We start from the raw sequence: 24,755 nt of genomic DNA, 5'->3' as shown, positions 1-24,755 counted from the left end.
GAGAGACGGGGCAGCGGGCGGGTGCGGACGCCCGCACGCTCAGGTGAGCGTCAACGTGAGCACACCGGAGTACGAGCCCGGAGGCGTGAACGCCGGTACGTCCAGGGAGAGCCCGGCGTCGACCGTGAACTCGCCGCCGGTGAACGTGCCGTCGGGGGCCTGTGCGAGGGTGGCTCCCGAGCCTCCCACGGTGCCCGCCGAACCGGCCTTGCAGGTGCTGGGGCTGCCCGCCTTGGTCGCGCAGGCGGGTGTCCAGCTGAGCCTGCCCGCGTCGATCTTGGCGCCGGGACCGGTGAGGTCGGTGACCTTGCCGGTCAGGGACCAGCCGGCGGGTCCGCCGCGGAAGTCCTTGACGGTCACCGTCTGCAGCTTGCCGGTCGAGGCGCCGCCCTGGCCGAAGCCGACCGACGACAGCGCGACCGAGTCCCCGGCCTGGGACATGGACAGCGTGCCCGCCTTGACGGTGGTCGTCAGCTTCTGACTGCCCGGCGGGACGGGCGAGTTGTCGTTGACGACGTAGGCCGCGGGGCCGGCGCCCTTGTCCGCGCTCCAGGAGGCGCCCTCGTAGGCCACGATCCCGGTCGTCGTCTTGTCGGTGACGACCAGCGAGCCGCTGAAGGAGCCCTGGGAGTTGGCGGTCACGGTCGCCGTGTCGGCCGTCTGCAGGTTCCCGGACCGCCCGGCCAGGGTGACGGTGGCTCCCGGCGTGAAGTTGCTGCCGGTGACGGTCACACTGGCGCCCGCGTCACCCGAGGCCGAACTCAGCGAGATGGCCCGGGTGTTGGCCGGGGTGCCGTCGGTGGCGGTCACGGTCTGCGACACCGGTGCGGGCGGGCTGGTGACCGTGCAGGGGGTGTCCAGCTCGAGGATGTAGCTGGTGTGGATGTTGTAGTCGCCGGGCGAGAGGGTGATCTGCCCGGCCTTGGTGACGGTGAACGTGCCGGTCATGGAGAAGGACGGGAAGGCCGCCTTCCCCGGCACCGGCGGGTTCTTCTTCGGCCCGGCGACGGTCACGTCCCCCGTCTGGGCGCCACCGAGGGTCACCTTCCCGGTCGGCGTCATGATGTCGGCGGGCAGAGCGAGGTCGGTGGGATTGCTGGCGGCGGCGGTGACGACCGTGTACGTGACGGTGACGGTGTCGCCGACCTTGGGGCTGGCGTTGTCCACCGACACGTCGGCGGTCGTGGTGCCGTCGATCGGCGGGATGCCCGCGACGGCGGGCGGGATGCAGTGCGTGGCGAAGTCCACGTTCGTGCCGGCGGCACCGGCCGGACAGGCCAGCGCGCCGCCCGCGGTCACCGCGAGCGCGGTCGCTCCGAACAGTGACGCCCAGCGCCACCGTCGGGATCTTCGTGGTCTTGGGGGTGTCGAACCCATGGGGCCCCCTCCTGAGGGTTGCGGGCGCAGCGGCTCGTCTGCGCCGACAGGGGGCATTGATGTGGAGCCGGAGTGAGAAGTCAATGGAGATGCCGCAGAAATCTGACGGATCATCAGTTTCCGCGGCATCCGGAACAGATCGCTCAGTTCGGTCAGTCGAAGACGAAGGGGCCGGGCGCCTGCGGACCGCTCGCCGTACAGGTCACGGTGACCCCGAAGATCACCATCTTCAGCGAGCCGCCGTAGGCGTCCAGGCTGTCACCGGAGGCGACGCTGCCGGGGAGCGGGCCGACACTGACGGCGTCGCCGGTGTTCATGGCGGGGTTCTTGGTCCCGCTGAACACCACGGAGCCGCCGCCCGCCTTGGCCAGGGTCAGGGTGGAGGAGATGGAGTCCTGCGCCACGGCGACCGGGGCCGTGATCGCGGAGGAGGTGAGGGTGATGGTGGCCGAGGTGCCGCTCTGGGTGGCGGTGAGCGTGGCCGAGCCGCCGCCGAAGATGCCGCAGCTCGCGGTGATGGTCGCCGACTGTGGGGTGACGGCGGCCGCGGAGGGCGCGAAGGCCAGTCCGGTGACCGCGAGGGCCCCGGCGGCCAGTGCCGCACCCATTGCCGTGCGCTTGCCTCTCATGGGGATCTGCTTCCCTTCCCTGGTGGGGAGTGCCATGTGGGGGCCGGCGGACGAAGAGGCCTGAGCAGGCGGGTGCGGGCACACTGCGCGGCGGTGCGGATCTGACGGTCCGTCGGAAAGTTACGGCTCCATTGATGCGCAGGGGCAAGGACCGAACAAGGTTGAATTCCAGCCGACCTTTCGTTCGGCTGGGCAACGGGGCGTTCAGCCCGCAACGGGTCGTTCAGCCCGCGGAGACGGTCAGCCGGACCTCGCCGTCGAGCCCGGCGAGCAGGACCGGCGTCCGCGGGCCGCCGAGGTCGGACACGGCGTCCAGATCCTCCGCCGGCAGGGACTCCGCCTCGCTCACCACCGCCGCCGCCTCCAGGGACCGCGCCCCCGACGCCACGGCCATCGCGACCGCGGTCCGCAGCGCGCTCAGCCGCAGCGAGGCCAGCTCCACCGTCCCGGCGACGTACGTACGCCCCGTCTCGTCCCGTACGGCCGCGCCCTCGGGCACACCGTTGCGGGCCCGCGCGGAACGGGCCAGGGTGACGATCTTGCGGTCCTCGGGATCAAGCGCGTTGCTCTCGGTCATGCCCAGAGCATACGAAGCCCGGGTCCCGTCACCCCGCCACGGGGTACATCGCGCCCCGCCGGCCTTCCGGAGATGCCAGCCACTCCAGTTTCTCGGCGGTGTTCGCCTCGTCCAGCGGGGTGTGGAGGATGATCGACAGGTCCGGGCGGGCCGGCACCTTCATCGCCGTCGACTCCACCACCAGCAGCCCGGCCAGCGGATGCTCCAGCTCCTTGCGGATCTGCCCCTGGTCCTCGATCTCCCGCTCGGCCCACAGCCGGACGAACTCGGGGCTGCGCGCCGACGCCTCGGCCAGCACCTCCTGGAACCCCTCGTCGTCCGGCCGCGCCGCACACGCCGCCCGGAACTGCGCCACGACCCTGCGGGCGTTCCGCTCCCAGCTGTGACTGCGCGACCGGTACACCGGGTCCACGAAGAAGTCGATGAGGCAGTTCTGCGTGTTGTCCGACCGCATGCCGAGCACGATCGCGGCCGCGTCGTTGTACATCACGCAGTTGTAGTACAGGTCCATGATGTGCGCCGGAAACGGCATCCAAGCGTCGATCAGCCGCCGCAGCCCGTCGCACATGTCCCGTTTCTCCGGCGCCACTTCGGGCGTGGGCGGGTTCATCCCGGACAGCAGATACAGATGCCGGCGCTCGGCGTCGCTGAGCCGCAGCACCCGGGCCACGGCGTCGAGCACCGACGGCGAGACGGAGATCTCCCGCCCCTGCTCCAGCCACTGGTACCAGGAGGCGCCCACCCCGGCCAGCACGGCGACCTCCTCCCGGCGCAGCCCGGGCGTACGGCGCCGGCCGCCGCCCGCCGGCAGCCCGGCGTCCTCGGGGCTGACCCTGGCCCGCCGGCTCATCAGGAACTCGCGCAGCTCATTGCGCCGTTCACTCCTCATCGCCCCCGCAGCAGGCACGTACCGCTCCTCCCCCGTCGTGTCTGGTGGTGCCACCACCACCATAAGTTCCGACTCCCCACCGGTATTCCGGCGGCCCGAAGCTCAAGACATGGCGATCGACACCACGACTCAACCCACCACCTCCACGGGCACTCCGCTCGACACCCCCCGGCCGCCCCGGTTGTCGACGCGTGACAAGCTCGTCCTGTTCGTGCTGTGCGCGGCCCAGTTCATGGTCGCGCTGGACTTCTCCGTCCTGAACGTGGCCCTGCCCGAACTCGGCACCGACCTCGGCATGAGCCGCTCGGCACTGCAGTGGGCGGTCACCGCGTTCGCGCTGCCCTCCGGCGGCTTCCTGCTCCTCTTCGGCCGGATCGGCGACCTGTTCGGCCGCCGGAAGCTGTTCCTGGCCGGCCTCGCCCTGTTCGGCGCGGCCTCGCTGCTCGCGACCCTGGCCTGGGACCCGGCGTCGTTCCTGACCGGGCGCGCGCTGCAGGGGCTGGGCGCGGCGGCGATCGTGCCGACCGGCATGTCCCTGCTGACCACCACCTTCCCGGAGGGCCCGGCCCGCGACCGCGCCCTCGGCATCTCCGGCACCCTGATGTCGCTGGGGTACACCTTCGGCATGGTCGCGGGCGGTGTGCTGACGGACTCGCTCGGCTGGCGTTCCACGATGGCCCTGCTGACGGCGTTCGCGCTGATCGTGCTGCCGCTGGCCCCGGGCCTGCTGCCGGAGTCCCGCACCCCGGACCGTCCGCGCCTGGACGTGCCCGGCGCGGTCACCGTCACCGGCGGTCTGCTGTCGCTGATCTACGCCCTGTCCACGGCCGCCGACCACGGCTTCGGCCGCCCGGACGTCATCACGGCGCTGGCCGCCGGCGTGCTCCTGCTGGCCGTGTTCACGGTCGTCGAGTCACGTACGGCCGCCCCGCTCGTCTCGCTGCCCATGCTGCGCCGCCGCACGGTGGCGTGGGGCAACGTCGGCGGTCTGGTCACCTTCTCGATGATGTCGACGGTGATCTTCGTCCTGACCCTGTACTTCCAGGACATCCTGCACCTGTCGGCGTTCGAGACGGGTCTGGTCTTCGGCGTGCAGGGCGTGCTGTCGGCCGTCGCCGGCTCGCTCGCCCCGAAGGTGATCGGCCGCTTCGGCGCCCGTCGCACCCTGGTCGGTTCGCTGGCCGGCCAGGGCGCGCTGATCGCGGCGCTGCTCGTGCTGGACTCCCACGTCTGGTCGGTGTGGCTCGCCACGGCGGCGGTGTCCCTGGCCAGCATGTTCCACCTGGGCGCGATCGTCTCGTACGGCCTGACCGTCACCTCCGGTGTCCCGGACGAGGAACAGGGCCTGGCCACCGGTCTGGTGACCTCCACCCAGCAGGTCGGCATCACGATCGGCATCCCGCTGCTGGGCGTGCTGGCCACCACCTCCCGTGACCTGCTGGCCGGCGTCCACACGGTCCTCGCCCTGGACGCGGCGATCGTGCTCGCCGCCGCGGTCCTGGTCGGACTGGGCCTGCGCCGGGGCCGGAGCCAGGACCGGCCCGGGGTCTGAACGATCCCGCTGCGCGCGGCCGTGTGCACCACACGGCCGCGCGCGCCGTTGCCCGGCCCTAGTAGGGCTTGGTCAGGTTCGTATTGGGGTGGGTATGTCTCGGTGGCAGGTGGGGCAGGTGCCGGCCCAGAGGGCGAGGAGTGTCTGCAGCTCGCGGACTGCTTGGTAGAGGCTCAGTCCTGCGCCGTGTCTTTTGGGGCGCCTGCCAGGCGTCGGAGGGTGCAGAAGGCGTGGGCGGCGGAGACGAGGGTGACGTGGTGGTGCCAGCCGTTCCAGGTGCGGCCCTCGAAGTGGGCAAGTCCCAGGGCCTGTTTCATCTCGCGGTAGTCGTGTTCGATGCGCCAGCGGAGCTTGGCCAGCCGCACCAGTGTGGCCAGGGGCATGCCGGAAGGCAGGCTGGACAGCCAGAACTGCACCGGCTCCGGCTCGGTGGCGGGCCATTCGGCCAGCAGCCAGCGCTCGGACAGTTCCGCACCCTTGGTGGCCTGGCGGATCTCGCGTCCGGCGGGCCGGATGCGCAGGGCGACGAAACGCGAGTACATGCGCTTGAAGCCGCTGCGGCCCGTTCCCGGCCGGGAGCCCTCGCGCCAGGACACCGGCCGGGCCGCCTGCTGGCCGGCCTGGATGACCAGTTCCTTCACCGTCATCGGCTTGTCCGGATACGTCGCCACCGGCGGGCGGCCAATGCCCTGGTAGGCGGGGTGATCGGCCGCGCATGTCCGGGATGAGCGGTGAGCCGGGAGGAGATACCGACGGCGTAGGCCAGCTTCCGTTCCTCCAACCCCAGGCGGAAGGCGGTGGCGTCGCCGTATCCGGCGTCCGCGACGACCAAGGGGACGTCGACGCCCCAGCTGCGGGCCTCGTCGATCATGTCCAGGGCCAGCTGCCACTTCTCCACATGACCGGCCTCGGCGGGGATCTGGCACCGTTTACGGCGGGCGACCTTGGCCGCATCCGCCTCCGGCGAGGCCGGATCCCAGGAAGCGGGCACAAACAGCCGCCAGTCGATCGCGGCCGAGGCACGGTCGGTAGCCAGGTGCAGCGACACTCCCACCTGGCAGTTGGTGACCTTGCCCGCGGTCCCGGTGTACTGCCGCGACACACACGCCGAGGCGTCCCCGTCCTTGAGGAAACCGGTGTCGTCGACGATCAGCGCTTCCGGCCTGATCGCGTCCTGCATCTTCCAGGCCAGGCGGGCCCGCACGTGCGCCGGATTCCATGGGCTCGTTGTCACGAAGTGGGCCAGTGCCTGCCGGTTGCCGTCCTCGCCCAGCCGGGCCGCCATCGGCTCCACCGACTTGCGCCGCCCGTCCAGCAGCAGCCCGCGCACATACACCTGCCCCCACCGCCGCTGGTCAGCACGGAAGAACCCGTCGAACAACTCCGCCGTGAACGCCTCCAGGTCCTCCCGGACCTCGGCCATCTCCCCAGGTGTCACACCACCACAACGACACCCGAGCCCAACAGACACGCCACTCACGAATGAAGCTGACCAAGCCCTACTAGTGCTGCGACCGGAAAGGTTCACCGGCTCGCGACGCCCGGCACGGCACCTCGCCGCGTTGTCGCATCACCCGAGTACATCCAGTACACGGGCGATGCTCCGCCTTGCGATGCACCGCACCGGACGCCGCGAGCTTTCCGGCAAACCTTTCCGGCCACAGCACTAGGCGGGGCTGGACCACCGGGCCCCGCACCGCCCGCCCCCGGCAAGGGACTTACGGCCGGTCCAGCCGCAGCCGCTCCGCCCTCGGCAGCCCCGCGACGACGAGGTCGTACGAGTCCTCGACCAGCTCCCGGACCAGCCGCGCCGGCAGGCCGCCGTCCACCGTCACGGTGTTCCAGTGCCGTTTGTTCATGTGCCAGCCGGGGACGATCAGGCCCTCGTGCTCGCCACGCAGCCGGACGGCGTCCTCCGGGTCGCACTTGAGGTTGACCGTCAGGGGCCGCGCGCCCAGGTGCGTCAGGGCGAACATCTTGCCCAGCACCTTGAAGACCGAGGTCTCCGGGTTGAACGGGAAGTCCTCCACGGCCGCGTTGAAGGAGAGGCAGAAGGCGCGCAGTTCCTCGGGGGTCACTCGGGTTCCTCCTCCTGCGGTGCCTTCCCGACGGGTTCCACCAGGACCGTGACGATCTTGTTCCGGCGTCCGGCGGCGGCCTCCGCGGTCAGCTTCAGGCGGCGTTCGTCGGGCAGTTCGACCTCGGCGGACGCGGCCGCGATGGGCACGCGGCCGAGGGCCTTGGCGAGCAGTCCGCCGACGGTCTCCACGTCCTCGTCGTCGTACTCCTCCAGGCCGTACAGCTCGCCGAGGTCGGTGATGTCGAGGCGGGCGGTGACGCGGTAGCGGTCGTCGCCGAGGTCCTCCACGGGCGGCAGTTCGCGGTCGTACTCGTCGGTGATCTCGCCGACGATCTCCTCGAGGATGTCCTCGATGGTGACGATGCCGGCGGTGCCGCCGTACTCGTCGATGACGACGGCGACGTGGTTGCGTTCCTTCTGCATCTCGCGCAGCAGGTCGCCGGCGTTCTTGGTGTCGGGCACGAAGACGGCCGGCCGCATGGCGGTGGACACCAGGTCGCTCTCGGCGTCGCGGTTGATGTGCGTCTTGCGGACCAGGTCCTTCAGATACACGATCCCGACGATGTCGTCCTCGCTCTCGCCGGTCACCGGTATCCGGGAGAACCCGGAGCGCAGCGCGAGGGTGAGGGCCTGCCGGATGGTCTTGAAGCGCTCGATGGTGATCAGGTCGGTCCTCGGCACCATCACCTCGCGCACGAGCGTGTCGCCGAGTTCGAAGACCGAGTGCACCATCCGCCGCTCCTCGTCCTCGATCAGCGACTCCTGCTCGGCGAGGTCGACCAGCGCGCGCAGCTCCGCCTCGGAGGCGAACGGGCCGCGTCTGAAGCCCTTGCCGGGTGTGAGCGCGTTGCCGATGAGGATGAGCAGGGACGGGATCGGGCCCATCACGCGGGCCAGCGGCAGCAGGACGTACGCCGCCACCGTCGCCGTGTTCAGGGGGTGCTGGCGGCCGATGGTGCGCGGGGAGACGCCGACGGCGACGTACGACACCAGGACCATGACCCCGATGGCGGCGAGCAGGGCCTGCCAGGTGGCGGTGAACTCCTCCAGGCAGGCGTAGGTCACCAGGGCCGCGGCCGCCATCTCGCAGGCGACGCGGACCAGCAGGGCCACGTTGAGATAGCGGGTGGGGTCCGCGGCGACCTGGGCGAGCTTGGCACTGCCGCGCCGGCCGGACTTGACGGCCTCATCGGCGCGGAAGCTGGAGACGCGCGCGAGGCCCGCCTCCGCGCAGGCGGCGAGCCAGGCGACGACGACCAGCGCGATCGCGCCGGTCACGATCTGCGGGGACATGGCGGGACCGGCCCGCTTACGAGACGGTCGGCGCCGGCGACGGACCGGTCAGGCCGCGCTCGCCCCGCCAGCCGTCCACGATGGCGGCCTGGAGGCCGAACATCTCGGCCTTCTCGTCGGGCTCCTCGTGGTCGTACCCGAGCAGGTGCAGCACGCCATGGACGGTGAGCAGCTGCAGCTCCTCGTCCATGGAGTGCTGCGTCGGGGCGTCCGCCCCCTGCTTGGCGGCGACCTCCGGGCAGAGCACGATGTCGCCGAGCAGCCCCTGCGGCGGCTCGTCGTCGTCCTTGGACGGCGGCCGCAGCTCGTCCATCGGGAACGACATGACATCGGTCGGCCCGGGCAGGTCCATCCACTGGATGTGCAGCTGCTCCATGGCGTCGGCGTCCACGACGATCACCGAGAGTTCGGACAGCGGGTGGATGCGCATCCGCGCGAGCGCGTAGCGGGCGATGTCGAGGATCGCCTGCTCGTCGACCTCGGTACCGGACTCGTTGTTGACGTCGATCGACATGGTCGTGCTGGTCTACTTCCCCTTGGAGCCCTTGGCACCGGACTTGCCGTGGCCGCCCTTGTGGGTGCCGTTCTCGGTGCCGTACTTGCTGTCGTACAACTCGTACGCGTCGACGATACGGCCCACCAGCTTGTGCCGTACGACATCGTGGGACGACAGCCGGGAGAAGTGGACGTCCTCGACGCCCTCCAGGATGTCCTGCACCTGCCGCAGACCGGACTTGGTGCCGTTCGGCAGGTCGACCTGCGTGACGTCACCGGTGATCACGATCTTCGAGTCGAAGCCGAGGCGGGTGAGGAACATCTTCATCTGCTCGGGGCTCGTGTTCTGGGCCTCGTCCAGGATGATGAAGGCGTCGTTGAGCGTGCGTCCGCGCATGTAGGCGAGCGGCGCGACCTCGATCGTCCCGGCGGCCATCAGCCTGGGGATGGAGTCCGGGTCGAGCATGTCGTGCAGCGCGTCGTACAGCGGGCGCAGGTAGGGGTCGATCTTCTCGTAGAGCGTGCCGGGCAGGAAGCCCAGCCGCTCGCCGGCCTCGACCGCCGGGCGGGTGAGGATGATCCGGTTGACCTGCTTGGACTGCAGGGCCTGGACGGCCTTGGCCATGGCCAGGTAGGTCTTGCCGGTACCGGCGGGTCCTATGCCGAACACGATGGTGTGCTTGTCGATCGCGTCGACGTACCGCTTCTGGTTGAGGGTCTTGGGCCGGATGGTCCGGCCCCGCGAGGACAGGATGTTCTGCGTCAGCACCTGGGCCGGGGTCTCCGGGCCGTCGCTCGTCCCGTTCTCGCTCGCCTTGAGCATGGCGATCGAGCGTTCCACTGCGTCCTCCGTCATCGGCTGCCCGGTGCGGAGCACCAGCATCATCTCGTCGAACACGCGCGAAATGAGGGCGACGTCCGCGGGGTCGCCGGCCGCGCTGATCTCATTGCCCCGGACGTGGATGTCGGCCGCCGGGAAGGCCCTCTCGATCACACGCAGGAGGGAGTCGCCGGAACCCAGCACGGTCACCATGGGGTGCTGGGCGGGGACGGTGAACTGCGCTCTCGCCTGCTCCTGCGAAGGGGTGTGAGCTGTGGATGTCTGTGTCATGGGCCGGCGCTGAAGGCCTGCGCTTCCTCCTCGTCACGGCCGCCTGGCTGAGGGCGGCCTCGCGACTCCAGGGTACGACGATGGGGCGACATGGCCGTAGGGCTTTTCACAGGCCTCCACGGCCTCGCGGGAAACCCGCCCACCGCGGTCACCCCGAGCGCCGGAACCCGATGGTCGGGACCGCCCGCCGCAGCGGCCAGGCCCGGTCCAGCTCCTTGGGCACCAGACCCTCGAGGAACGCATACCTCTGCAGCGCCGCCGGGTCCTGCCCGGGCAGGGACTGCACCCGCCGCCACCACGCCCCGATCTCCGACCACCCCGGCGCCGACAGCGACCCCCCGAACTCCTGCACCGACAAGGCGGCCGTGAGCCCGGCGAACGCCAGCCGGTCCGCCAGCGGCCACCCGGCCAGGGAGCCGGTCACGAACCCGGCGACGAACACGTCACCGGCCCCGGTCGGGTCCAGCGCCTCCACGGCGATCGCGGGCACCTCGGCGGCCTCCCCCGTCCGCCGGTCCACCGCGTACGCCCCTTGCGGCCCGAGGGTCACCACGGCCACCGGCACGTACTCGGTCAGGGCATGCGCGGCGACCCGCGGGCACTCGGCGCCGGTGTACCGCTTCGCCTCCTCCGCGTTCGGCAGGAAGGCCTCGCAGTGCTCCAGGTCGGCGAGCCCGGCGATGTCCCACGCCCCGGTGTCGTCCCAGCCGACGTCGGCGAAGATCCGGGTGCCGTCGTGGGCGGCCTGCGCGATCCAGGGCGCGCGCGTGCCCGGCGTGAGGGAGGCGACGGCGGCACGCGCGCGGGGCGGGCACGGAAGGGGGTCCACGCCCGAAGGGCGTCGTTTGAGGGCGGTGGCGGGCGAGGGGTGGGACGGCTCCTGCGGGGGCGGCTCGTGCCCGTGCGAGACCATCGTCCGCTCGCCCTCGTACGCCATCGACACCGTCACCGGAGAGTGCCAGCCGGGCACGGTCCGCGACGGCGTCAGATCGATGCCCTCGCCCTGGGCGAGCGTGTCCCAGCAGTACTCGCCGTAGTGGTCGTCGCCGAAGGCCGCCGCGAGGGAGGTCCGCAGGCCGAGCCGGGCCAGCGCGGTGGCCATGTTGGCGACTCCGCCGGGGCTGGAGCCCATCCCCCGGGCCCAGGACTCGGTGCCGCGCACGGGCGCCGAGTCCAGGCCGGTGAAGATGATGTCGAGGAAGACCGTGCCCGTCAGGTAGACGTCCCAGGGCGGGTCGCCGGGTTCGCGCAGCGCGGCGAGCGGGTCGACCTGGGCCCGGCAGCGCGCTGCCTGGGTGAGGTGTTCCGGTTCCTCTCCGGTGAAGGCGTGCGAGGCGGTCACGGTGCGCTCCCTGACGTGGTGCGGGTCTGGCCAGTGTGCACCAGGCAGCGCCCCGTACGAGGGGGCTTACCAGCGCGGCAGCACCGGCGTCCGCCAGCGCGGGTCGCCCGCCCGCATCGCCGCCGCGTCGTCCCGGTCGCGCAGCGCGCCGTCGTCCTCGGCCCACCTGCGGTGCAGCCGGGCCAGCGCGTCCCGGTCGAGTGCGACGCCGAGTCCGGGCGCGTCGGACACCGCGACCCGGCCGCCGGTGAAGACGGGCCGCTCGGTCAGGACGTCCTCGGACTGCCAGGGGTAGTGGGAGTCGCAGGCGTGGTGCAGGTTCGGGACCGTGGCCGCGACCTGGGTCATGGCGGCGAGGCTGATGCCGAGATGGGTGTTGGAGTGCATGGACACCCCGACCCCGAACGTGGCGCAGATCGCCGCGAGATGGCGGGTGTTGCGCAGTCCGCCCCAGTAGTGGTGGTCGGAGAGGACCACCTGGACGGCGTCCTTGGCGAACGCCTCCCGGATCTCGCCGAAGGTGGTCACGCACATGTTGGTGGCCAGGGGCACCCCGGTGCCGGCGGACACCTCGGCCATGGCGGGCGTGCCCGGCGTCGGGTCCTCCAGGTACTCGAGGACGTCCTCGAGTTCCTTCGCCACCCTCAGCGAGGTCGCCACCGACCAGGCGCCGTTGGGGTCGAGGCGCAGCGGGTGCCCGGGGAAGGCCTCGGCGAGGGCGCGTACGGCCGCGATCTCCTCGTCCGGCGGGAAGACGCCGCCCTTGAGCTTGAAGGAAGTGAAGCCGTAGCGCTCCTTGAACGTCCGTGCCTGGGCGACCACTCCGGCCGGGTCGAGGGCGGCGCCCCAGTCGTCGGGCTCGGCCGCGACGCCCGCCGGGTGCGCGGCCCACCGGTAGAACAGGTAGGCGCTGTACTCGACCGCGTCGCGCACCTTGCCGCCGAGCAGTGCGTGCACGGGCAGCCCGAGCGCCTTGCCCTGGGCGTCGAGGCAGGCCACCTCGAAGGCGGAGAGCACGGACAGCCGGAGCTTGTCCGCGCTCTGCGTCCCGCGCAGACCGCCGGCGTCGACCTGCCCGTCGAGCCCCGTCGCGTCCACGCCGAGGTCGAGCCCGAACAGAGCGTTCACATCTATGACCGAGCGTCCGGTGAGCCGCTCGGCCAGCCGGCGGGCCGGTTCCAGGTACTTGGTGTCGCCGTAGGTCTCGCCGAGCCCGGTGACCCCGTCCGCCGTGACGATCTCCACGATCAGCCGGGGGGTGTACGGCTGGTGCACGCCCTGGACGTTGAGCAGCGGCGGGTCGGCCACCAGGACCGGGGTCAGCCGCACCTCGGCGATGGTCAGATCACGGGTCACAGTGAGGCTCCTACGAGGTCGAGTCCGGCGGTGAGGAGGGCCTTGAGGGCGGCGAGGTCGGCGGGCGCGGGGTCGGTGAGCGGGGCGCGCACGGGCCCGACGCGCTCGCCCCGGAGCCGGGCCGCCGCCTTCACCAGGGACACGGCGTACCCGGGCGCGCGGTCGCGCAGTTCGACGAAGGGAACGTAGAACTCCCGCAGCAGTCTGTCGACCGTGCCCCGGTCCCCGCCGTGGAGCGCGGTGAAGAAGGCTCCGGCGATCTCGGGGGCGAAGGCGTGCACGGCGGAGGAGTAGGCGGGGACGCCGACGGTGGCGTACGCACGCGCCTGGATCTCGGCGGTGGCGGCGCCGTTGAAGAAGAGGAAGCCGTCAGGGGCGGCGAGGGTGAGGCGCTGGAGCCGGTCGAGGTCGCTGTGCCCGTCCTTGACGCCGATGACGTTCGGGATGCGCGCGATGCGTCGCAACGTGCCCGTGTCGTAGGCGACTTGACCGCGCTGGTAGGCCACGATCGGCAGCCGGGTGCGGGCGGCGAGCCGCTCCAGCTGGGCGGCGAGGCCGTCCTGCGGGGCCTCGACCAGGTAGTGGGGCAGCACGAGCAGGGCGTCGGCGCCGGCCTCCTCGGCGATCCGCGCGAACCGGGCGGCCTGCGCCCACCCGTACCCGGTCCCGGCCACGACGGGCACGCTCCCGGCCGCCTCCTCGACGGTGACGGCGACGACCGTGCGGTACTCGTCCTCGTCCAGCGAGAAGAACTCCCCGGTGCCGCAGGCCGGGAAGACGGCGCCGGGGGCCGCGGCGAGCCGGCCGGCGACATGGGCGCGCAGGCCGTCGGGGTCGAGGGAGCCGTCGTCGTGGAAGGCGGTGAGCGGGAAGGACAGCACACCCCGCGCCATGCCCTCGCGAAGCCGCCGCGCCACACCCTCGGGACTTGGATCGCCGCCCACCTGACCATCTCCCTTTATGAATGCCGTCCATGTATGAGAACAAGCTAGAGACACAGGGACACAGGCGTCAACGGCGGCCGGTTTTCCGGCCGGAGGCCGCCCGGCCGTTCGGCGACCGCTGCCGTTCGGCGACCGCTGCCGGCCGGGTATCCCGCTTACGACACGGCGTCGCCGAACTCGTACGCCTCCACCTCGGCGAGGTAGCGGGCCCGGCGCTCCTCGTCGTCCTCCAGGAAGGAGGCGAGGAACGAGTTGCGGGCCAGCTCGCGCAGCCGGTCCTCGCTCAGGCCGAGGGTCCGGTGCACGGCCGCGAAGTTGTCGCCCGCGTACCCGCCGAAGTACGCCGGGTCGTCGGAGTTGACCGTGCACAGCAGGCCCGCGTCCAGCATGGCGGGCAGCGGGTGGCCGGCCAGGGTGTCGACGGCGCGCAGGCGGACGTTGGACAGCGGGCACAGGGTCAGCGGGATCCGCTCCCGGACCAGCCGCTCGACCAGCGCCGGGTCCTCCATGCAGCGCAGCCCGTGGTCGACGCGCTCCACGCCGAGCACGTCCAGGGCCTCGCTGATGTACTCCGGCGGCCCCTCCTCACCGGCGTGCGCCACGCGCCGCAGCCCGAGCCCGGCCGCGGCCTCGTACACCTCGCGGAACTTCACCGGCGGATGCCCGACCTCGGCGGAGTCCAGGCCGATGCCGGTGATCCGGTCCAGGTACGGCCGGGCGGCATCGAGGGTCTCGAGTGCCGACTCGGCGGACTCGTCGCGCAGGAAGCACAGGATCAGCTTGGTGGAGATGCCGTGGTTGCGCTCGCTGCTGCCCAGCGCCCGCCACAGGCCCTCCACGACCGTGCCCATGACCACGCCCCGGGCGAGATGCGCCTGCGGGTCGAAGAAGATCTCCGCGTGCCGGACGCCCTGGGCGGCGGCCCGGGCGAGGTAGGCGTTCGCCAGGTCCGCGAAGTCCTGCTCGGTACGCAGGACGGCCATCAGCTCGTAGTACAGGTTCAGGAAGGACTGGAGATCCTCGAAGTCGTACGCCTTGCGCAGCTCTTCCGTGTCCGCGTACGGCAGGGTCACGCCGTTGCGGGCGGCCAGCTCGAACGCCAGCTCCGGCTCCAGGGTGCCTTCGATGTGGAGGTGCAGTTCTGCTTTCGGGAGGGGCATCGAAATATCGTACGGGCGTTTTACCGCCGTTTCGGAACCGCCACTCGCAGCAGGTCGTACGCCACGGTCAGCTCACCCTCGAACCCGGCCGCCCGCGCCTGCCGCCCGAACTCCTCCGGATCGGCGTAGCGCTGGCTGAAGTGGGTGAGGACGAGGTGCCGCACACCGGCCTCCCGGGCGACGGCGGCGGCCTGCCCGGCGGTCAGGTGCCCGTGCTCCGCGGCCAGTTCGGCGTCCTCGTCCAGGAAGGTGGACTCGATCACCAGCAGGTCGCAGCCCTGCGCGAGCGCGTGCACGCCGTCGCAGAGCCGGGTGTCCATGACGAACGCGAACCGCTGCCCGCGCCGCACTTCGCTGACGTCCTCCAGCGACACGCCCCCGAGCCGCCCCTCGCGCTGGAGCCGGCCGACGTCCGGCCCCTCGATCCCGTGCGCGGCGAGCCGGTCGGGCAGCATCCGGCGGCCGTCGGGCTCGATCAGCCGGTAGCCGTAGGAGTCCACGGGGTGGGACAGCCTGCGGGTCTCGAGGGTGTACGACGCGGTCACCGCGAGGATGCCGTCGGCGGCGACCGGTGCCTCGGTGATGCCGACCGTCTCCCGGTAGGCCGTCGCGTACCGCAGGCGGTCGAAGAAGCGCTGCCCGGAGCGCGGGTAGTGCGCGGTCACCTCGTGCGGCACCTGGTCGAGGTTGATCCGCTGGATCACTCCGGCGAGGCCGAGGCAGTGGTCGCCGTGGAAGTGGGTGACGCAGATCCGGTTCAGGTCGTGGGCGGCGACCCCGGCGCGCACCATCTGGCGCTGGGTGCCCTCGCCGGGGTCGAACAGGATGCCCTCGCCGTCCCAGCGCAGCAGGTAGCCGTTGTGGTTGCGGTGCCGGGTCGGGACCTGGCTGGCGGTGCCGAGGACCACCAATTCACGTACGGACACGGTGGGTTATCCGGGGGGCCACTGCATGCCGCGGCCGCCGAGGACGTGCGCGTGGGCGTGCCAGACGGTCTGGCCGGCGCCGGAGCCGGTGTTGAAGACGACGCGGTAGCTGTCGAGCTTCTCCTCGTCGGCCACGGCCTGCGTCTCGGCGAGGACGGCGGCGGCGAGCTGCGGTGCCTGGGCCCCGAGGGTGGCGGCGTCCTTGTAGTGGGCCTTGGGGATCACCAGAATGTGCGTGGGGGCCTGGGGGTTTATGTCCCGGAATGCGACGGTGGTGTCTGTCTCGCGGACGACCGTCGCCGGGATCGTACCCGCGACGATCTTGCAGAACAGGCAGTCGTCCTGCGGTTCTCCCGCCATGCGTGTGCCTCCTCACACTGGTGATCAGTACCGGTGCATCGTAGTCGTATCAGCCCGGCATGCCCGGCGGAGTTTTCGCGGGCCGCTCCTCCAGCGCCTCCAGCGCGATCCTGACCGCCTCGTCGAGTTGGGTGTCACGGCCCGCTGCCCAGTCCTGCGGTCTCTGTACGACCTCCACGTCCGGCTCGACCCCGCGGTTCTCCACGTCCCAGCCCTGCCCCTCCAGCCACATCGCGTACTTCGGCTGGGTGACCAGGGTGCCGTCGACCAGGCGGTAGCGGCTGTCGATACCGATGACGCCGCCCCAGGTGCGGGTGCCGACGACCGGGCCGATGCCCAGGGCCTTGATCGCCGCGTTGACGATGTCGCCGTCGGAGCCGGAGAACTCGTTGGCGACGGCGACGACCGGGCCGCGCGGGGCGTCGAGGGGGTAGCTGGTGGGACGCATGCCGCGCGGGACGTCCCAGCCGATGATGCGGCGGGCGAGCTTCTCGACCACGAGCTGGGAGGTGTGGCCGCCGCGGTTCTCGCGGACGTCGACCACGAGTCCCTCGCGGGCCACCTCGACGCGCAGGTCACGGTGGATCTGGGCCCAGCCGGGGGCCTGCATGTCGGGCACGTGGAGGTAGCCGAGGCGACCGGCGGAGGCGGCGTGGACGTGGGCGCGGCGGTCGGCGACCCAGGCGTGGTAGCGCAGGGGTTCCTCGTCGGCGACGGGGATCACGACGGTGTGGCGGGGTTCGCCGCCCGCTGCCGGGGAGATGGTCAGCTCCACCGGGTGGCCCGCGGTGCCGACGAGCAACGGGGCCGGGCCCGTCACCGGGTCGACGCAGTGCCCGGCGACGGCGATGATCGCGTCCCCCGGGCGGACCGCGACGCCGGGTGCGGCGAGCGGGGAGCGGGCGTCCGGGTCGGAGGTCTCCGCGGGCAGGATGCGGTCGATGCGCCAACTGCCGTCCGGGTGGCGGGAGATGTCGGCACCGAGCAGGCCGTGGCGGGCGCCGCCGCCCCGGCCGCCGGAGGGGATGACATAGGCGTGCGAGGTGCCCAGCTCGCCCTGCACCTCCCACAGGAGGTCGGTCAGGTCGCTGTGGGTGGCCAGGCGGGCCAGGAGGGGGCGGTAGCGGGCGAGGACGCCGGTCCAGTCGGCGCCGCCCAGGTCGGGGCGCCAGAAGTGGTCGCGCATGAGGCGTCCGGTCTCGTCGTACATCTGCCGCCATTCGGCGGCCGGGTCGAGGGTCTGGCGGACGCGGGCGAGGTCGACGGTGACGCTGGTGTCGCCGTCGTCGTCGGTGCCCGTACGGCGGTCGCTGGGCACGACCCGCAGCCGGCCGTCGCTCCACAGCAGGACCCGTTTGCCGTCGCCGCTGACCTCGAAGTGGTCGGCCTCGGAGGCGAGGTGCTCCAGGCGCCGCTGGGCGAGGTCGTAGCGCTCCAGCTCGGTGTGCGGGTCGGGGTCCTCGGGGTGGGCGCGGGCGGCGCCGAGGACGCCCTGCACGGGGTGGCGCAGCCAGAGCACGCCGTTCTTGGCGGCCTGGAGGGTGGAGTAGCGGCCGGCCTCCACCGGGAACGGGACGATGCGGTCGGCGAGGCCCTCCAGGTCGATACGGGTGGCGGGGGTGCCCTCGCTGTCGGGGGTCTCGTCCTTGTCCGGGGTCTCGAAGGGGCGGCCGTGCCGCTGCGGGCCGAAGGGCGAGGGCGTGGTGGCCGCCAGGGTGATCAGGTGCGGGCGGGCGCCGACCACGAAGGCGAGGTCGAAGACGTGCTCGTCGTAGACCGGGTCGAAGGCGCGGTTGGACAGGAACGCGAGGTGCTTGCCGTCGAGGGTGAAGGCGGGCGCGTAGTCCTGGAAGCGCAGGGGGGTCGCCTCGGTGACCGACAGGTCGGTGGTGTGCGCGAGGCGCAGCTGGGAGAGCGGGCGGGGGCCGGGGTGGGCCCAGGCGAGCCAGGCGGAGTCGGGTGAGAAGGCGAGGCCGCAGACCTCGCCGTCCTCGCTGCGGTCGACCTCGCGGACCTCGCCGGTCTCCCGCTCGACCAGGAGCAGTCTGCCGTCGTGCGCGGCGACGGCGGCCCGGCTGCCGTCGGGGGCCATGGCCAGCTCCAGGACCCGGCCGAGCTGTCCGGCGGCGAGCCGGCGCGGGGTGGCGCCGGGCACGTTCCCGGTCGCGGGGGCGAACTCCAGGGCGTCTTCGCCCTCGGCGTCCGTCACCCACACCACCCACTCCTCGCCGTCGGCACGGAAGGTACGGGGCATCCGGCCGCGCACACCGGGGGAGGCGGCCAGGGCGCGGGCCGGGCCGGAGCGATGGGTGACCCAGTGGATCCCGCCGCGCACGCACACCGCGCTGCCGCGCGCGGTGTGGTCGGGGCAGGCCGCGCCGAACCAGCGGCCGGCGTTCACCGGGCGGGGCCGCAGATCGATCCGGGGCCCGCCGAGGCGCACGTCCAGCCGGCGTGGCTCGGCGCCCTCCAGGTCCTCCAGCAGCCACAGCTCACCGGCCGAGCTGTAGACGACCCGGGTGCCGTCGCCGGACGCGTGGCGGGCGTAGAAGCCGTCGAGGGGGGTGTGGCGGCGCAGGCCGGAGCCGTCGGCGAGGGAGGAGTACAGGGCGCCGGTGCCCTCGTGGTCGCTGAGGAAGGCGATGCGGTCGCCGGCCCAGACCGGGCACTCGAGGTTGCCGTCGATCTCCTCGTGGAGCCGTACGAACTCCCCGCCGCCGTCCCGGTCGATCCACAGCCTGCCCGCCGTACCGCCCCGGTAGCGCTTCCAGTACGCCGCCTCGCGGCCCATCGGCGCGGACAGCAGCACGGTGGCCGGCCCCGGCGCCACATCGCCGACCGGGCCGTACGGCAGGGTCTCGGCGGGTCCGCCGTCCAGCGGGACGGCGTGCGCCCAGGACTGGCGGAAGCTGGGCCGGCCGTGCGCGCCCAGCGCGAGCACCCGTCCGTCGGCGGTCCAGCCGCGCACCTCGGTACGGCGGTTGCCCCAGTACGTCAGCCGTTCGGCGGGGCCGCCGTCGACGGGGGCGACATGCACCTCGGGCGCGCCGTCCCGGGTGGAGGTCCAGGCGAGACGGCGCCCGTCCGGGGATATCCGGGGCTGGGTCACGGGCCGGTTGTCCGCGCTGACCCGCCAGGCCCGGCCGCCGTCGAGGGGCGCGAGCCATACGTCGTCCTCGGCGACGAACGTCACCAAATCGCCGTGTACATGGGGGAATCGGAGGTATCCGGAAGACGCCGTGGTTCCCGTCGAAGCACCCTGAGTCACCCCGTCACTGTACGCATCGACCGGCGTGCCCCGCCCGGCGTTCTGATCACTTGCCCCGAAGGTCTCCCGCCTTCGGCGGTCATTTGCCCTCGGCGGGCCAGCAGGTGGGGTCGCCCTTGCACCAGAGGGTCCGGGTGACGGTGACCGTCACGGTGGGCCGCGGGCCACCGGGGTGACCGGTGGGCGGCCGGTACGTGGGCCCGGGCGTGGCACCGCAGTCGCCGAGCCCGTTGACGTGGAACACCTGGTGCCCCCCGACCTCGGCGGTCAGGTCCCCGCGCACACACGCCCCGTCGACGGCCCTGGTGACCACCCCGGCGACGACGATCTTCTGCCGGTCCCTGGTCTCGCCCTGGCAGTTGACGGAGACGACGGCGGTCCGGCTCGGCGAGGGCGTCCCGCCCGCCCTGGCGCCCTTGCCGTAACCGCCGGTGCAGGAGAGCCAACTGACGTTCACGTGCTGCCGTTTCAGCGCGGCCGTCGCGGTCGTACCGGTGGTGTAGGCGGCGGTCGAGGAGTTGAGATCGGTCGGCTGACAGCCCACCAGCGCCCCGCCGGCCACGACGGCCAGAGCGGCCGTGACCACCGCCCGCGTCCCGCGCGGCCCGTACCGAATCCATCTCAAAAGCCCCATGCAGGGCAGAGTGCCACCGGCGGGGACGGCACGGAAGACCGCATACGGCCACTCGCCCGTTCGGGGAAGCGGACGTCAGCCGCTCAGCAGCAGCCACTCCTGCAGTTCCACCAGGTTGCCCTCCGGGTCCTTGAGGTGGGCGACGCGCATGCGGTCGGTCATGGGTGCCGGGCCGTGCAGCAGGGTGGCGCCGCGGGAGGTGACCTGCGCGCAGTAGGCGTCGAGATCGTCGACCCGCAGGACGACCAGGGAACGGTGCCCGCAGGCGCTCTCGCCCAGTTCGTCCAGGATCTCGGCCATCATGGCCCGGTCCTGCAGGGCGATACCGGCGGAGCCGACGTGCGGACTGAACTTCTCGTACGGGCCCTCGGTCGCGCCGGACTGCGGCTTCAGGCCGAGGACGTCGGCGTAGAAGCGGTAGCAGCCGGTGAAGTCGGTGACCAGGAGCCGGACTTGGGCGAGTTCCACGGTGTCCCCCAGGTGTGGGTCAGGACCAGCGGCCGGTGCGGCCCAGCAGCAGGGCCGCGGCGGCGGTGCCGGCGGTGGATGTGCGCAGCACGGTGGGGCCGAGTACGTAAGCCTTCGCACCCGCCTCCTCGAAGAGGGCCAACTCGTCCCGTGCGACGCCTCCTTCGGGGCCGACGACCAGCACGATCTCGCCCTCGGCGGGCAGTTCGGCGGTGGCCAGCGGCCGGTTGTCGTGCTCGAAGTCGGAGTGCAGCACGGCGGCGAAGTCGGCTTCGGCGAGAAGTGCGGCAACCTGTTTGGTGGTCGCCGCGTCCGCGACCTCGGGGAAGCGGACCCGGCGGGACTGCTTGCCGGCCTCCCGGGCGGTGGCCCGCCACTTGCCGAGGGCCTTGAGCCCCCGGTCGCCCTTCCACTGTGTGATGCAACGGGCCGCCTGCCACGGCACGATGGCGTCGACGCCGACCTCCGTCATCGTCTCGACGGCCACCTCGCCCCGGTCGCCCTTGGGCAGGGCCTGGACGACGGTGATGCGGGGGCTGGGCGCCGGCTCCTCAGTGATGCCGCTCATGCGCACGATCAGCCGGTCCTTGCCCTCGCTGCCGAGCACCTCGCACACGGCGTGGCGTCCGGCGCCGTCGGTGAGGACGACCTCCTCACCGGGCTGCAGCCGCTTGACGGAGACCGCGTGGCGGCCCTCGGGACCGTCCAGGACGTACTGGTCGCCGTCCGCGTCGAAGTGCTCGACGACGAAGACCGGGGCCGTCATCGCCCGTCACCCCCGGCCGACAACGCTGTCCGGGCGGCGGCGAGTTCGGCCGCCAGCACCGCCACCAGTTCCCCGGCCGGCAGGTCCCGGGCCAGCCGGTGGCCCTGGCCCGCCCACAGCGCCATGCCCTGCGCGTCCCCGGCCTTGGCGGCGGCCTTGCGCAGCGGCGAGGTGAGGTGGTGGATCTCCGGGTACGCGGCGGGGGCGTACGGGCCGTGCTCGCGCAGGAAGCGGTTGACCAGTCCGCGCGCCGGGCGGCCGGAGAAGGCGCGGGTCAACTCGGTGCGCGCGAACAGGGGGTTGGTCAGCGCCTGCTTGTGCAGGGTGTGGGCGCCGGACTCGGGGGTGGCGAGGAACGCGGTGCCCAGCTGGGCCGCGCTCGCGCCCGCCGCGAGGACGGCGGCGATCTGGCTGCCGCGCATGATGCCGCCGGCCGCGACGACCGGGATGCCCACGGCCTCGCGGACCTGCGCGACCAGTGACAGCAGTCCTGTGCCGGAGCCGTCGTTCTCGGGGAGATCCCGGTGGGTGCCCTGATGACCGCCGGCCTCCACGCCCTGCGCGATCACCGCGTCCGCGCCGGCCCGCTCGACCGCGCGGGCCTCCTCGGCGGTGGTGGCCGTGACCAGGGTGAGGGTGCCGGCGCGGCGCAGCCGGTCGAGCACCTCCCGGCCCGGCACCCCGAAGTGGAAGGAGACCACCGGCACCGGGTTGTCGAGGAGCACGGCGAGCTTGGCCTCGTAGCCGTCGTCCCGCCCGCTGTCGGGATCGCCCAGCTCGGTCTCGTACCAGGCGGCCTCGCCGGCCAGCTGGTGGGCGTAGACCTCCACGGCACCCGACTCGGCGTACTCGGGCTGGGGCACGAACACGTTCACGCCGAAGGGGCGGCTGGTGAGCCCCCGCAGCTGCTTGATCTCCTGGTACATCCCGTCGGCGGTCTTGTAACCGGCGGCGAGGAACCCGAGGCCACCGGCCTCGGAGACGGCGGCGACGAGCTGCGGGACGGAGACACCGCCCGCCATGGGGGCCTGCACGATCGGCTGGGGGAAGAGATCGGTCAGCGCGGAGGACATGACCGCATGTTGTCACGTCCTTCGAACAAGTCCGAATCGGGGCTTCCGACGGCATAGGACATTGGCATACGGGGCCGCACGGGGTGCCGGAACACCCCGCACGACCCCTGTCGTACGACGGCTCAGCGGCCGTTGAACGCATCCTTCAGCCGCGAGAACAACCCCTGCTGACCCGGCTGACCGTGTCTGCCCGGGGGTCGGCCCCCGGACCCCCGGCCACCCCGCAGCGCCGCGCGTCAGCGACCGTTGAAGGCGTCTTTCAGCCGCGAGAACAACCCTTGCTGACCCGGCTGGAACTGCCCCTGGGGCCGCTCCTCGCCGCGCAGCTTGGCCAGTTCGCGCAGCAGCCGCTCCTGCTCGGGGTCCAGCTTGCTCGGGGTCTGCACCTCGACGTGCACGATCAGGTCACCCCGGCCGCCGCCGCGCAGATGCGTGACGCCCCGGTTGTGCAGCGGGATCGACTGGCCGGACTGGGTGCCGGGCCGGATGTCGACCTCCTCCATGCCGTCCAGCGTCTCCAGCGGCACCTTCGTACCCAGCGCGGCGGCCGTCATCGGGATCGTCACCGTGCAGTGCAGGTCGTCGCCGCGCCGCTGGAACGTCTGGTGCGGCAGCTCGTGGATCTCGACGTACAGGTCACCGGCGGGACCGCCGCCCGGGCCGACCTCGCCCTCACCGGCGAGCTGGATCCGGGTGCCGTTGTCGACACCGGCCGGGATCTTCACGGTCAGCGTCCGCCGCGACCGCACCCGCCCGTCGCCGGCGCACTCCGGGCACGGCGTCGGCACGACGGTCCCGAAACCCTGGCACTGGGGGCAGGGGCGGGAGGTCATGACCTGGCCGAGGAAGGACCGGGTGACCTGGGACACCTCACCGCGGCCGCGGCACATGTCACACGTCTGGGCGGTCGTGCCGGGCGCCGCGCCCTCACCGTTGCAGGTGTTGCAGACGACCGCGGTGTCGACCTGGATGTCCTTGGTGGTCCCGAAGGCCGCCTCGTCCAGCTCGACCTCGATGCGGATCATCGCGTCCTGGCCGCGCCGGGTGCGCGAGCGCGGGCCGCGCTGCGACGCCGTACCGAAGAACGCGTCCATGATGTCGGAGAAGTTGCCGAAGCCACCTGCCCCGAAGCCGCCCGCACCGGCGCCGCCCGCCTGCGAGAGCGGGTCGCCGCCGAGGTCGTAGACCTGCTTCTTCTGCGGGTCCGACAACACCTCGTAAGCGGCGTTGATCTCCTTGAACCGCTCCTGGGTCTTCGGGTCGGGGTTGACGTCCGGGTGCAGCTCGCGCGCGAGCCGGCGGAACGCCTTCTTGATCTCATCCTGCGACGCGTCGCGGCGCACGCCGAGAACGGCGTAGTAGTCCGTGGCCACTTACGACTCCGCCAGGATCTGTCCGACGTACCGTGCCACTGCGCGTACCGCTCCCATCGTTCCCGGGTAGTCCATGCGGGTCGGTCCGACCACGCCGAGCTTGGCAACCGCCTCGCCGCCCGAACCGTAGCCGACCGACACGACGGAGGTGGAGTTGAGTCCCTCGTGGGCGTTCTCGTGACCGATACGCACGGTCACGCCCGGATCCTTCGCCTCGCCGAGCAGCTTGAGGAGCACGACCTGCTCCTCCAGCGCCTCGAGCACCGGCCGGATCGTGAGGGGAAAGTCATGCCCGAAGCGGGTGAGATTGGCGGTGCCGCCGATCATCAGCCGCTCCTCGTTCTCTTCCACGAGTGTCTCCAGAAGAGTGGAGAGCACCACGGAGACCGTACCGCGGTCCTCCGGATCGAAGGCGTCCGGGAGGTCCTCTACCAGCGTCGGCACGTCCGTGAACCGGCGCCCCGCGACCCGGCTGTTGAGCCGGGCCCGCAGATCCGCCAGCGAGGCCTCGCCGAACGGCGCCGGGCAGTCGACCATCCGCTGCTCGACCCGGCCGGTGTCCGTGATCAGCACGAGCATCACGCGCGCGGGGGCGAGCGAGAGCAGCTCCACATGCCGCACGGTGGACCGGGTCAGGGACGGGTACTGCACGACGGCGACCTGCCGTGTGAGCTGCGCGAGCAGCCGTACGGTACGGGCCACCACGTCATCGAGGTCGACGGCGCCCTCGAGGAAGTTCTGGATGGCCCGGCGCTCGGGCGCGGTCATCGGCTTGACGCCCGCGAGCTTGTCGACGAAGAGCCGGTAGCCCTTGTCGGTGGGGATCCGCCCGGCACTGGTGTGCGGCTGGGCGATGAACCCCTCGTCCTCCAGGGCCGCCATGTCGTTGCGGATCGTCGCCGGGGAGACACCGAGGCTGTGCCGCTCGGTCAGCGCCTTGGAGCCGACCGGCTCCTCGGTGCCGACGTAGTCCTGGACGATGGCGCGCAGTACCTGAAGCCTGCGTTCACTCAGCATTCGCGCGCACCTCCAGCACGTCGTCCCCTCGTACCGCTCGTCCGTCGGGTCGGCCGCCTGGCACT

The 24,755-nt window shown here is 72.1% G+C and carries 22 protein-coding genes and 1 pseudogene; 1 reads left to right on the top strand and 22 read right to left on the bottom strand.

The features are described 5' to 3' along the window. Nucleotides 1–39: 39 nt before the first annotated feature. The 4 genes from A6P39_RS27870 to A6P39_RS27855 all read right to left on the bottom strand — a co-directional run bounded on the left by A6P39_RS27870 (nucleotide 40) and on the right by A6P39_RS27855 (nucleotide 3,472). The gene (locus A6P39_RS27870) at nucleotides 40–1,377 is read right to left on the bottom strand and encodes a beta-xylosidase (protein ID WP_067054064.1); all 1,338 of its coding nucleotides are present in this window, start codon (nucleotides 1,375–1,377) and stop codon (nucleotides 40–42) included. 152 nt (nucleotides 1,378–1,529) lie between these two features. Beyond that, nucleotides 1,530–2,006: a hypothetical protein gene (locus tag A6P39_RS27865; RefSeq protein ID WP_067054062.1), complete on the bottom strand. Its 477-nt coding sequence runs from the start codon at nucleotides 2,004–2,006 to the stop codon at nucleotides 1,530–1,532. A 223-nt stretch (nucleotides 2,007–2,229) separates the two neighbouring features. Next, the gene (locus A6P39_RS27860) at nucleotides 2,230–2,583 is read right to left on the bottom strand and encodes a cytidine deaminase (protein WP_067054060.1); all 354 of its coding nucleotides are present in this window, start codon (nucleotides 2,581–2,583) and stop codon (nucleotides 2,230–2,232) included. A gap of 28 nt (nucleotides 2,584–2,611) precedes the next feature. Further along, nucleotides 2,612–3,472, bottom strand: a complete 861-nt coding sequence (locus A6P39_RS27855; RefSeq protein ID WP_107304503.1) for a helix-turn-helix transcriptional regulator — start codon at nucleotides 3,470–3,472, stop codon at nucleotides 2,612–2,614. 109 nt (nucleotides 3,473–3,581) lie between these two features. Between A6P39_RS27855 and A6P39_RS27850 the strand changes: the two genes are divergently transcribed. Next, on the top strand, nucleotides 3,582–5,024 hold the full coding sequence (locus A6P39_RS27850; protein ID WP_067054057.1) for an MFS transporter: 1,443 nt from the start codon (nucleotides 3,582–3,584) through the stop codon (nucleotides 5,022–5,024). Between the two features lie 173 nt (nucleotides 5,025–5,197). On the opposite strand, the pseudogene A6P39_RS27845 reads toward A6P39_RS27850, so the two are convergent. The 18 genes and pseudogenes from A6P39_RS27845 to hrcA all read right to left on the bottom strand — a co-directional run bounded on the left by A6P39_RS27845 (nucleotide 5,198) and on the right by hrcA (nucleotide 24,690). Then, a pseudogene (locus A6P39_RS27845) lies at nucleotides 5,198–6,447 on the bottom strand (IS701 family transposase). Nucleotides 6,448–6,742: 295 nt separating this feature from the next. Continuing rightward, on the bottom strand, nucleotides 6,743–7,102 hold the full coding sequence (locus A6P39_RS27840; RefSeq protein WP_067039035.1) for an MmcQ/YjbR family DNA-binding protein: 360 nt from the start codon (nucleotides 7,100–7,102) through the stop codon (nucleotides 6,743–6,745). Beyond that, nucleotides 7,099–8,397, bottom strand: coding sequence for a hemolysin family protein (locus A6P39_RS27835; RefSeq protein WP_067039034.1), 1,299 nt, complete (start codon nucleotides 8,395–8,397; stop codon nucleotides 7,099–7,101). The genes A6P39_RS27840 and A6P39_RS27835 overlap by 4 nt, the downstream gene beginning before the upstream one ends. Nucleotides 8,398–8,413: 16 nt before the next feature. After that, the gene (gene ybeY, locus A6P39_RS27830; RefSeq protein ID WP_067039033.1) at nucleotides 8,414–8,911 is read right to left on the bottom strand and encodes an rRNA maturation RNase YbeY; all 498 of its coding nucleotides are present in this window, start codon (nucleotides 8,909–8,911) and stop codon (nucleotides 8,414–8,416) included. Between the two features lie 12 nt (nucleotides 8,912–8,923). Next, nucleotides 8,924–10,003: a PhoH family protein gene (locus tag A6P39_RS27825; RefSeq protein WP_079133069.1), complete on the bottom strand. Its 1,080-nt coding sequence runs from the start codon at nucleotides 10,001–10,003 to the stop codon at nucleotides 8,924–8,926. A 148-nt stretch (nucleotides 10,004–10,151) separates the two neighbouring features. Continuing rightward, a complete protein-coding gene (locus tag A6P39_RS27820; RefSeq protein WP_067039031.1) occupies nucleotides 10,152–11,345 on the bottom strand; it encodes a carbohydrate kinase family protein in 1,194 nt (397 codons plus the stop codon). A 66-nt stretch (nucleotides 11,346–11,411) separates the two neighbouring features. After that, nucleotides 11,412–12,701 (bottom strand): glucarate dehydratase family protein, encoded by a 1,290-nt coding sequence (locus A6P39_RS27815; protein ID WP_067039030.1) that lies wholly within the window; start codon nucleotides 12,699–12,701, stop codon nucleotides 11,412–11,414. Further along, nucleotides 12,698–13,594: a 5-dehydro-4-deoxyglucarate dehydratase gene (locus tag A6P39_RS27810; RefSeq protein WP_067039029.1), complete on the bottom strand. Its 897-nt coding sequence runs from the start codon at nucleotides 13,592–13,594 to the stop codon at nucleotides 12,698–12,700. Before A6P39_RS27810 ends, A6P39_RS27815 begins: the two co-directional genes overlap by 4 nt. A 206-nt stretch (nucleotides 13,595–13,800) precedes the next feature. Then, nucleotides 13,801–14,805 (bottom strand): adenosine deaminase, encoded by a 1,005-nt coding sequence (locus tag A6P39_RS27805; RefSeq protein ID WP_067049779.1) that lies wholly within the window; start codon nucleotides 14,803–14,805, stop codon nucleotides 13,801–13,803. Nucleotides 14,806–14,825: 20 nt separating this feature from the next. Then, nucleotides 14,826–15,731 (bottom strand): ribonuclease Z, encoded by a 906-nt coding sequence (locus A6P39_RS27800; protein WP_067049782.1) that lies wholly within the window; start codon nucleotides 15,729–15,731, stop codon nucleotides 14,826–14,828. 6 nt (nucleotides 15,732–15,737) lie between these two features. Beyond that, nucleotides 15,738–16,091: a histidine triad nucleotide-binding protein gene (locus tag A6P39_RS27795; protein ID WP_067049785.1), complete on the bottom strand. Its 354-nt coding sequence runs from the start codon at nucleotides 16,089–16,091 to the stop codon at nucleotides 15,738–15,740. 49 nt (nucleotides 16,092–16,140) lie between these two features. After that, nucleotides 16,141–19,284, bottom strand: coding sequence for a S41 family peptidase (locus A6P39_RS27790; protein ID WP_067049787.1), 3,144 nt, complete (start codon nucleotides 19,282–19,284; stop codon nucleotides 16,141–16,143). A gap of 154 nt (nucleotides 19,285–19,438) precedes the next feature. Continuing rightward, complete coding sequence (locus tag A6P39_RS27785) at nucleotides 19,439–19,993, bottom strand: hypothetical protein (protein ID WP_067049790.1); 555 nt, start codon at nucleotides 19,991–19,993, stop codon at nucleotides 19,439–19,441. Nucleotides 19,994–20,068: 75 nt separating this feature from the next. Then, nucleotides 20,069–20,461: a VOC family protein gene (locus tag A6P39_RS27780; RefSeq protein ID WP_067049793.1), complete on the bottom strand. Its 393-nt coding sequence runs from the start codon at nucleotides 20,459–20,461 to the stop codon at nucleotides 20,069–20,071. A 19-nt stretch (nucleotides 20,462–20,480) separates the two neighbouring features. Then, nucleotides 20,481–21,227, bottom strand: a complete 747-nt coding sequence (locus A6P39_RS27775; protein ID WP_067049796.1) for a 16S rRNA (uracil(1498)-N(3))-methyltransferase — start codon at nucleotides 21,225–21,227, stop codon at nucleotides 20,481–20,483. Continuing rightward, complete coding sequence (locus A6P39_RS27770) at nucleotides 21,224–22,300, bottom strand: nitronate monooxygenase (protein ID WP_067049799.1); 1,077 nt, start codon at nucleotides 22,298–22,300, stop codon at nucleotides 21,224–21,226. Before A6P39_RS27770 ends, A6P39_RS27775 begins: the two co-directional genes overlap by 4 nt. A gap of 236 nt (nucleotides 22,301–22,536) precedes the next feature. Then, nucleotides 22,537–23,673 carry a molecular chaperone DnaJ gene (gene dnaJ, locus A6P39_RS27765; RefSeq protein ID WP_067049802.1) on the bottom strand — a complete coding sequence of 379 codons (1,137 nt, stop codon included), beginning with the start codon at nucleotides 23,671–23,673 and terminating at the stop codon, nucleotides 22,537–22,539. Further along, nucleotides 23,674–24,690: a heat-inducible transcriptional repressor HrcA gene (gene hrcA / locus A6P39_RS27760; RefSeq protein WP_067049804.1), complete on the bottom strand. Its 1,017-nt coding sequence runs from the start codon at nucleotides 24,688–24,690 to the stop codon at nucleotides 23,674–23,676. Nucleotides 24,691–24,755: the final 65 nt, after the last annotated feature.

The sequence above is a fragment of the Streptomyces sp. FXJ1.172 genome, assembly GCF_001636945.3.
GTDB lineage: Bacteria > Actinomycetota > Actinomycetes > Streptomycetales > Streptomycetaceae > Streptomyces.
The sequence above is the reverse complement of the archived record's forward strand: the minus strand, read 5'-3'. Positions and strand labels throughout refer to the sequence as shown.

Coding starts and splice junctions, on each gene's coding strand:
- A6P39_RS27870 (WP_067054064.1), bottom strand. CDS start 1,377: ATGGGTTCGACACCCCCAAGACCACGAAGATCCCGACGGTGGCGCTGG.
- A6P39_RS27865 (WP_067054062.1), bottom strand. CDS start 2,006: ATGAGAGGCAAGCGCACGGCAATGGGTGCGGCACTGGCCGCCGGGGCC.
- A6P39_RS27860 (WP_067054060.1), bottom strand. CDS start 2,583: ATGACCGAGAGCAACGCGCTTGATCCCGAGGACCGCAAGATCGTCACC.
- A6P39_RS27855 (WP_107304503.1), bottom strand. CDS start 3,472: ATGAGGAGTGAACGGCGCAATGAGCTGCGCGAGTTCCTGATGAGCCGG.
- A6P39_RS27850 (WP_067054057.1), top strand. CDS start 3,582: ATGGCGATCGACACCACGACTCAACCCACCACCTCCACGGGCACTCCG.
- A6P39_RS27835 (WP_067039034.1), bottom strand. CDS start 8,397: ATGTCCCCGCAGATCGTGACCGGCGCGATCGCGCTGGTCGTCGTCGCC.
- ybeY (WP_067039033.1), bottom strand. CDS start 8,911: ATGTCGATCGACGTCAACAACGAGTCCGGTACCGAGGTCGACGAGCAG.
- A6P39_RS27825 (WP_079133069.1), bottom strand. CDS start 10,003: ATGACACAGACATCCACAGCTCACACCCCTTCGCAGGAGCAGGCGAGA.
- A6P39_RS27810 (WP_067039029.1), bottom strand. CDS start 13,594: ATGGCGCGGGGTGTGCTGTCCTTCCCGCTCACCGCCTTCCACGACGAC.
- A6P39_RS27805 (WP_067049779.1), bottom strand. CDS start 14,805: ATGCCCCTCCCGAAAGCAGAACTGCACCTCCACATCGAAGGCACCCTG.
- A6P39_RS27795 (WP_067049785.1), bottom strand. CDS start 16,091: ATGGCGGGAGAACCGCAGGACGACTGCCTGTTCTGCAAGATCGTCGCG.
- A6P39_RS27785 (WP_067049790.1), bottom strand. CDS start 19,993: ATGGGGCTTTTGAGATGGATTCGGTACGGGCCGCGCGGGACGCGGGCG.
- A6P39_RS27775 (WP_067049796.1), bottom strand. CDS start 21,227: ATGACGGCCCCGGTCTTCGTCGTCGAGCACTTCGACGCGGACGGCGAC.
- A6P39_RS27770 (WP_067049799.1), bottom strand. CDS start 22,300: ATGTCCTCCGCGCTGACCGATCTCTTCCCCCAGCCGATCGTGCAGGCC.
- hrcA (WP_067049804.1), bottom strand. CDS start 24,690: ATGCTGAGTGAACGCAGGCTTCAGGTACTGCGCGCCATCGTCCAGGAC.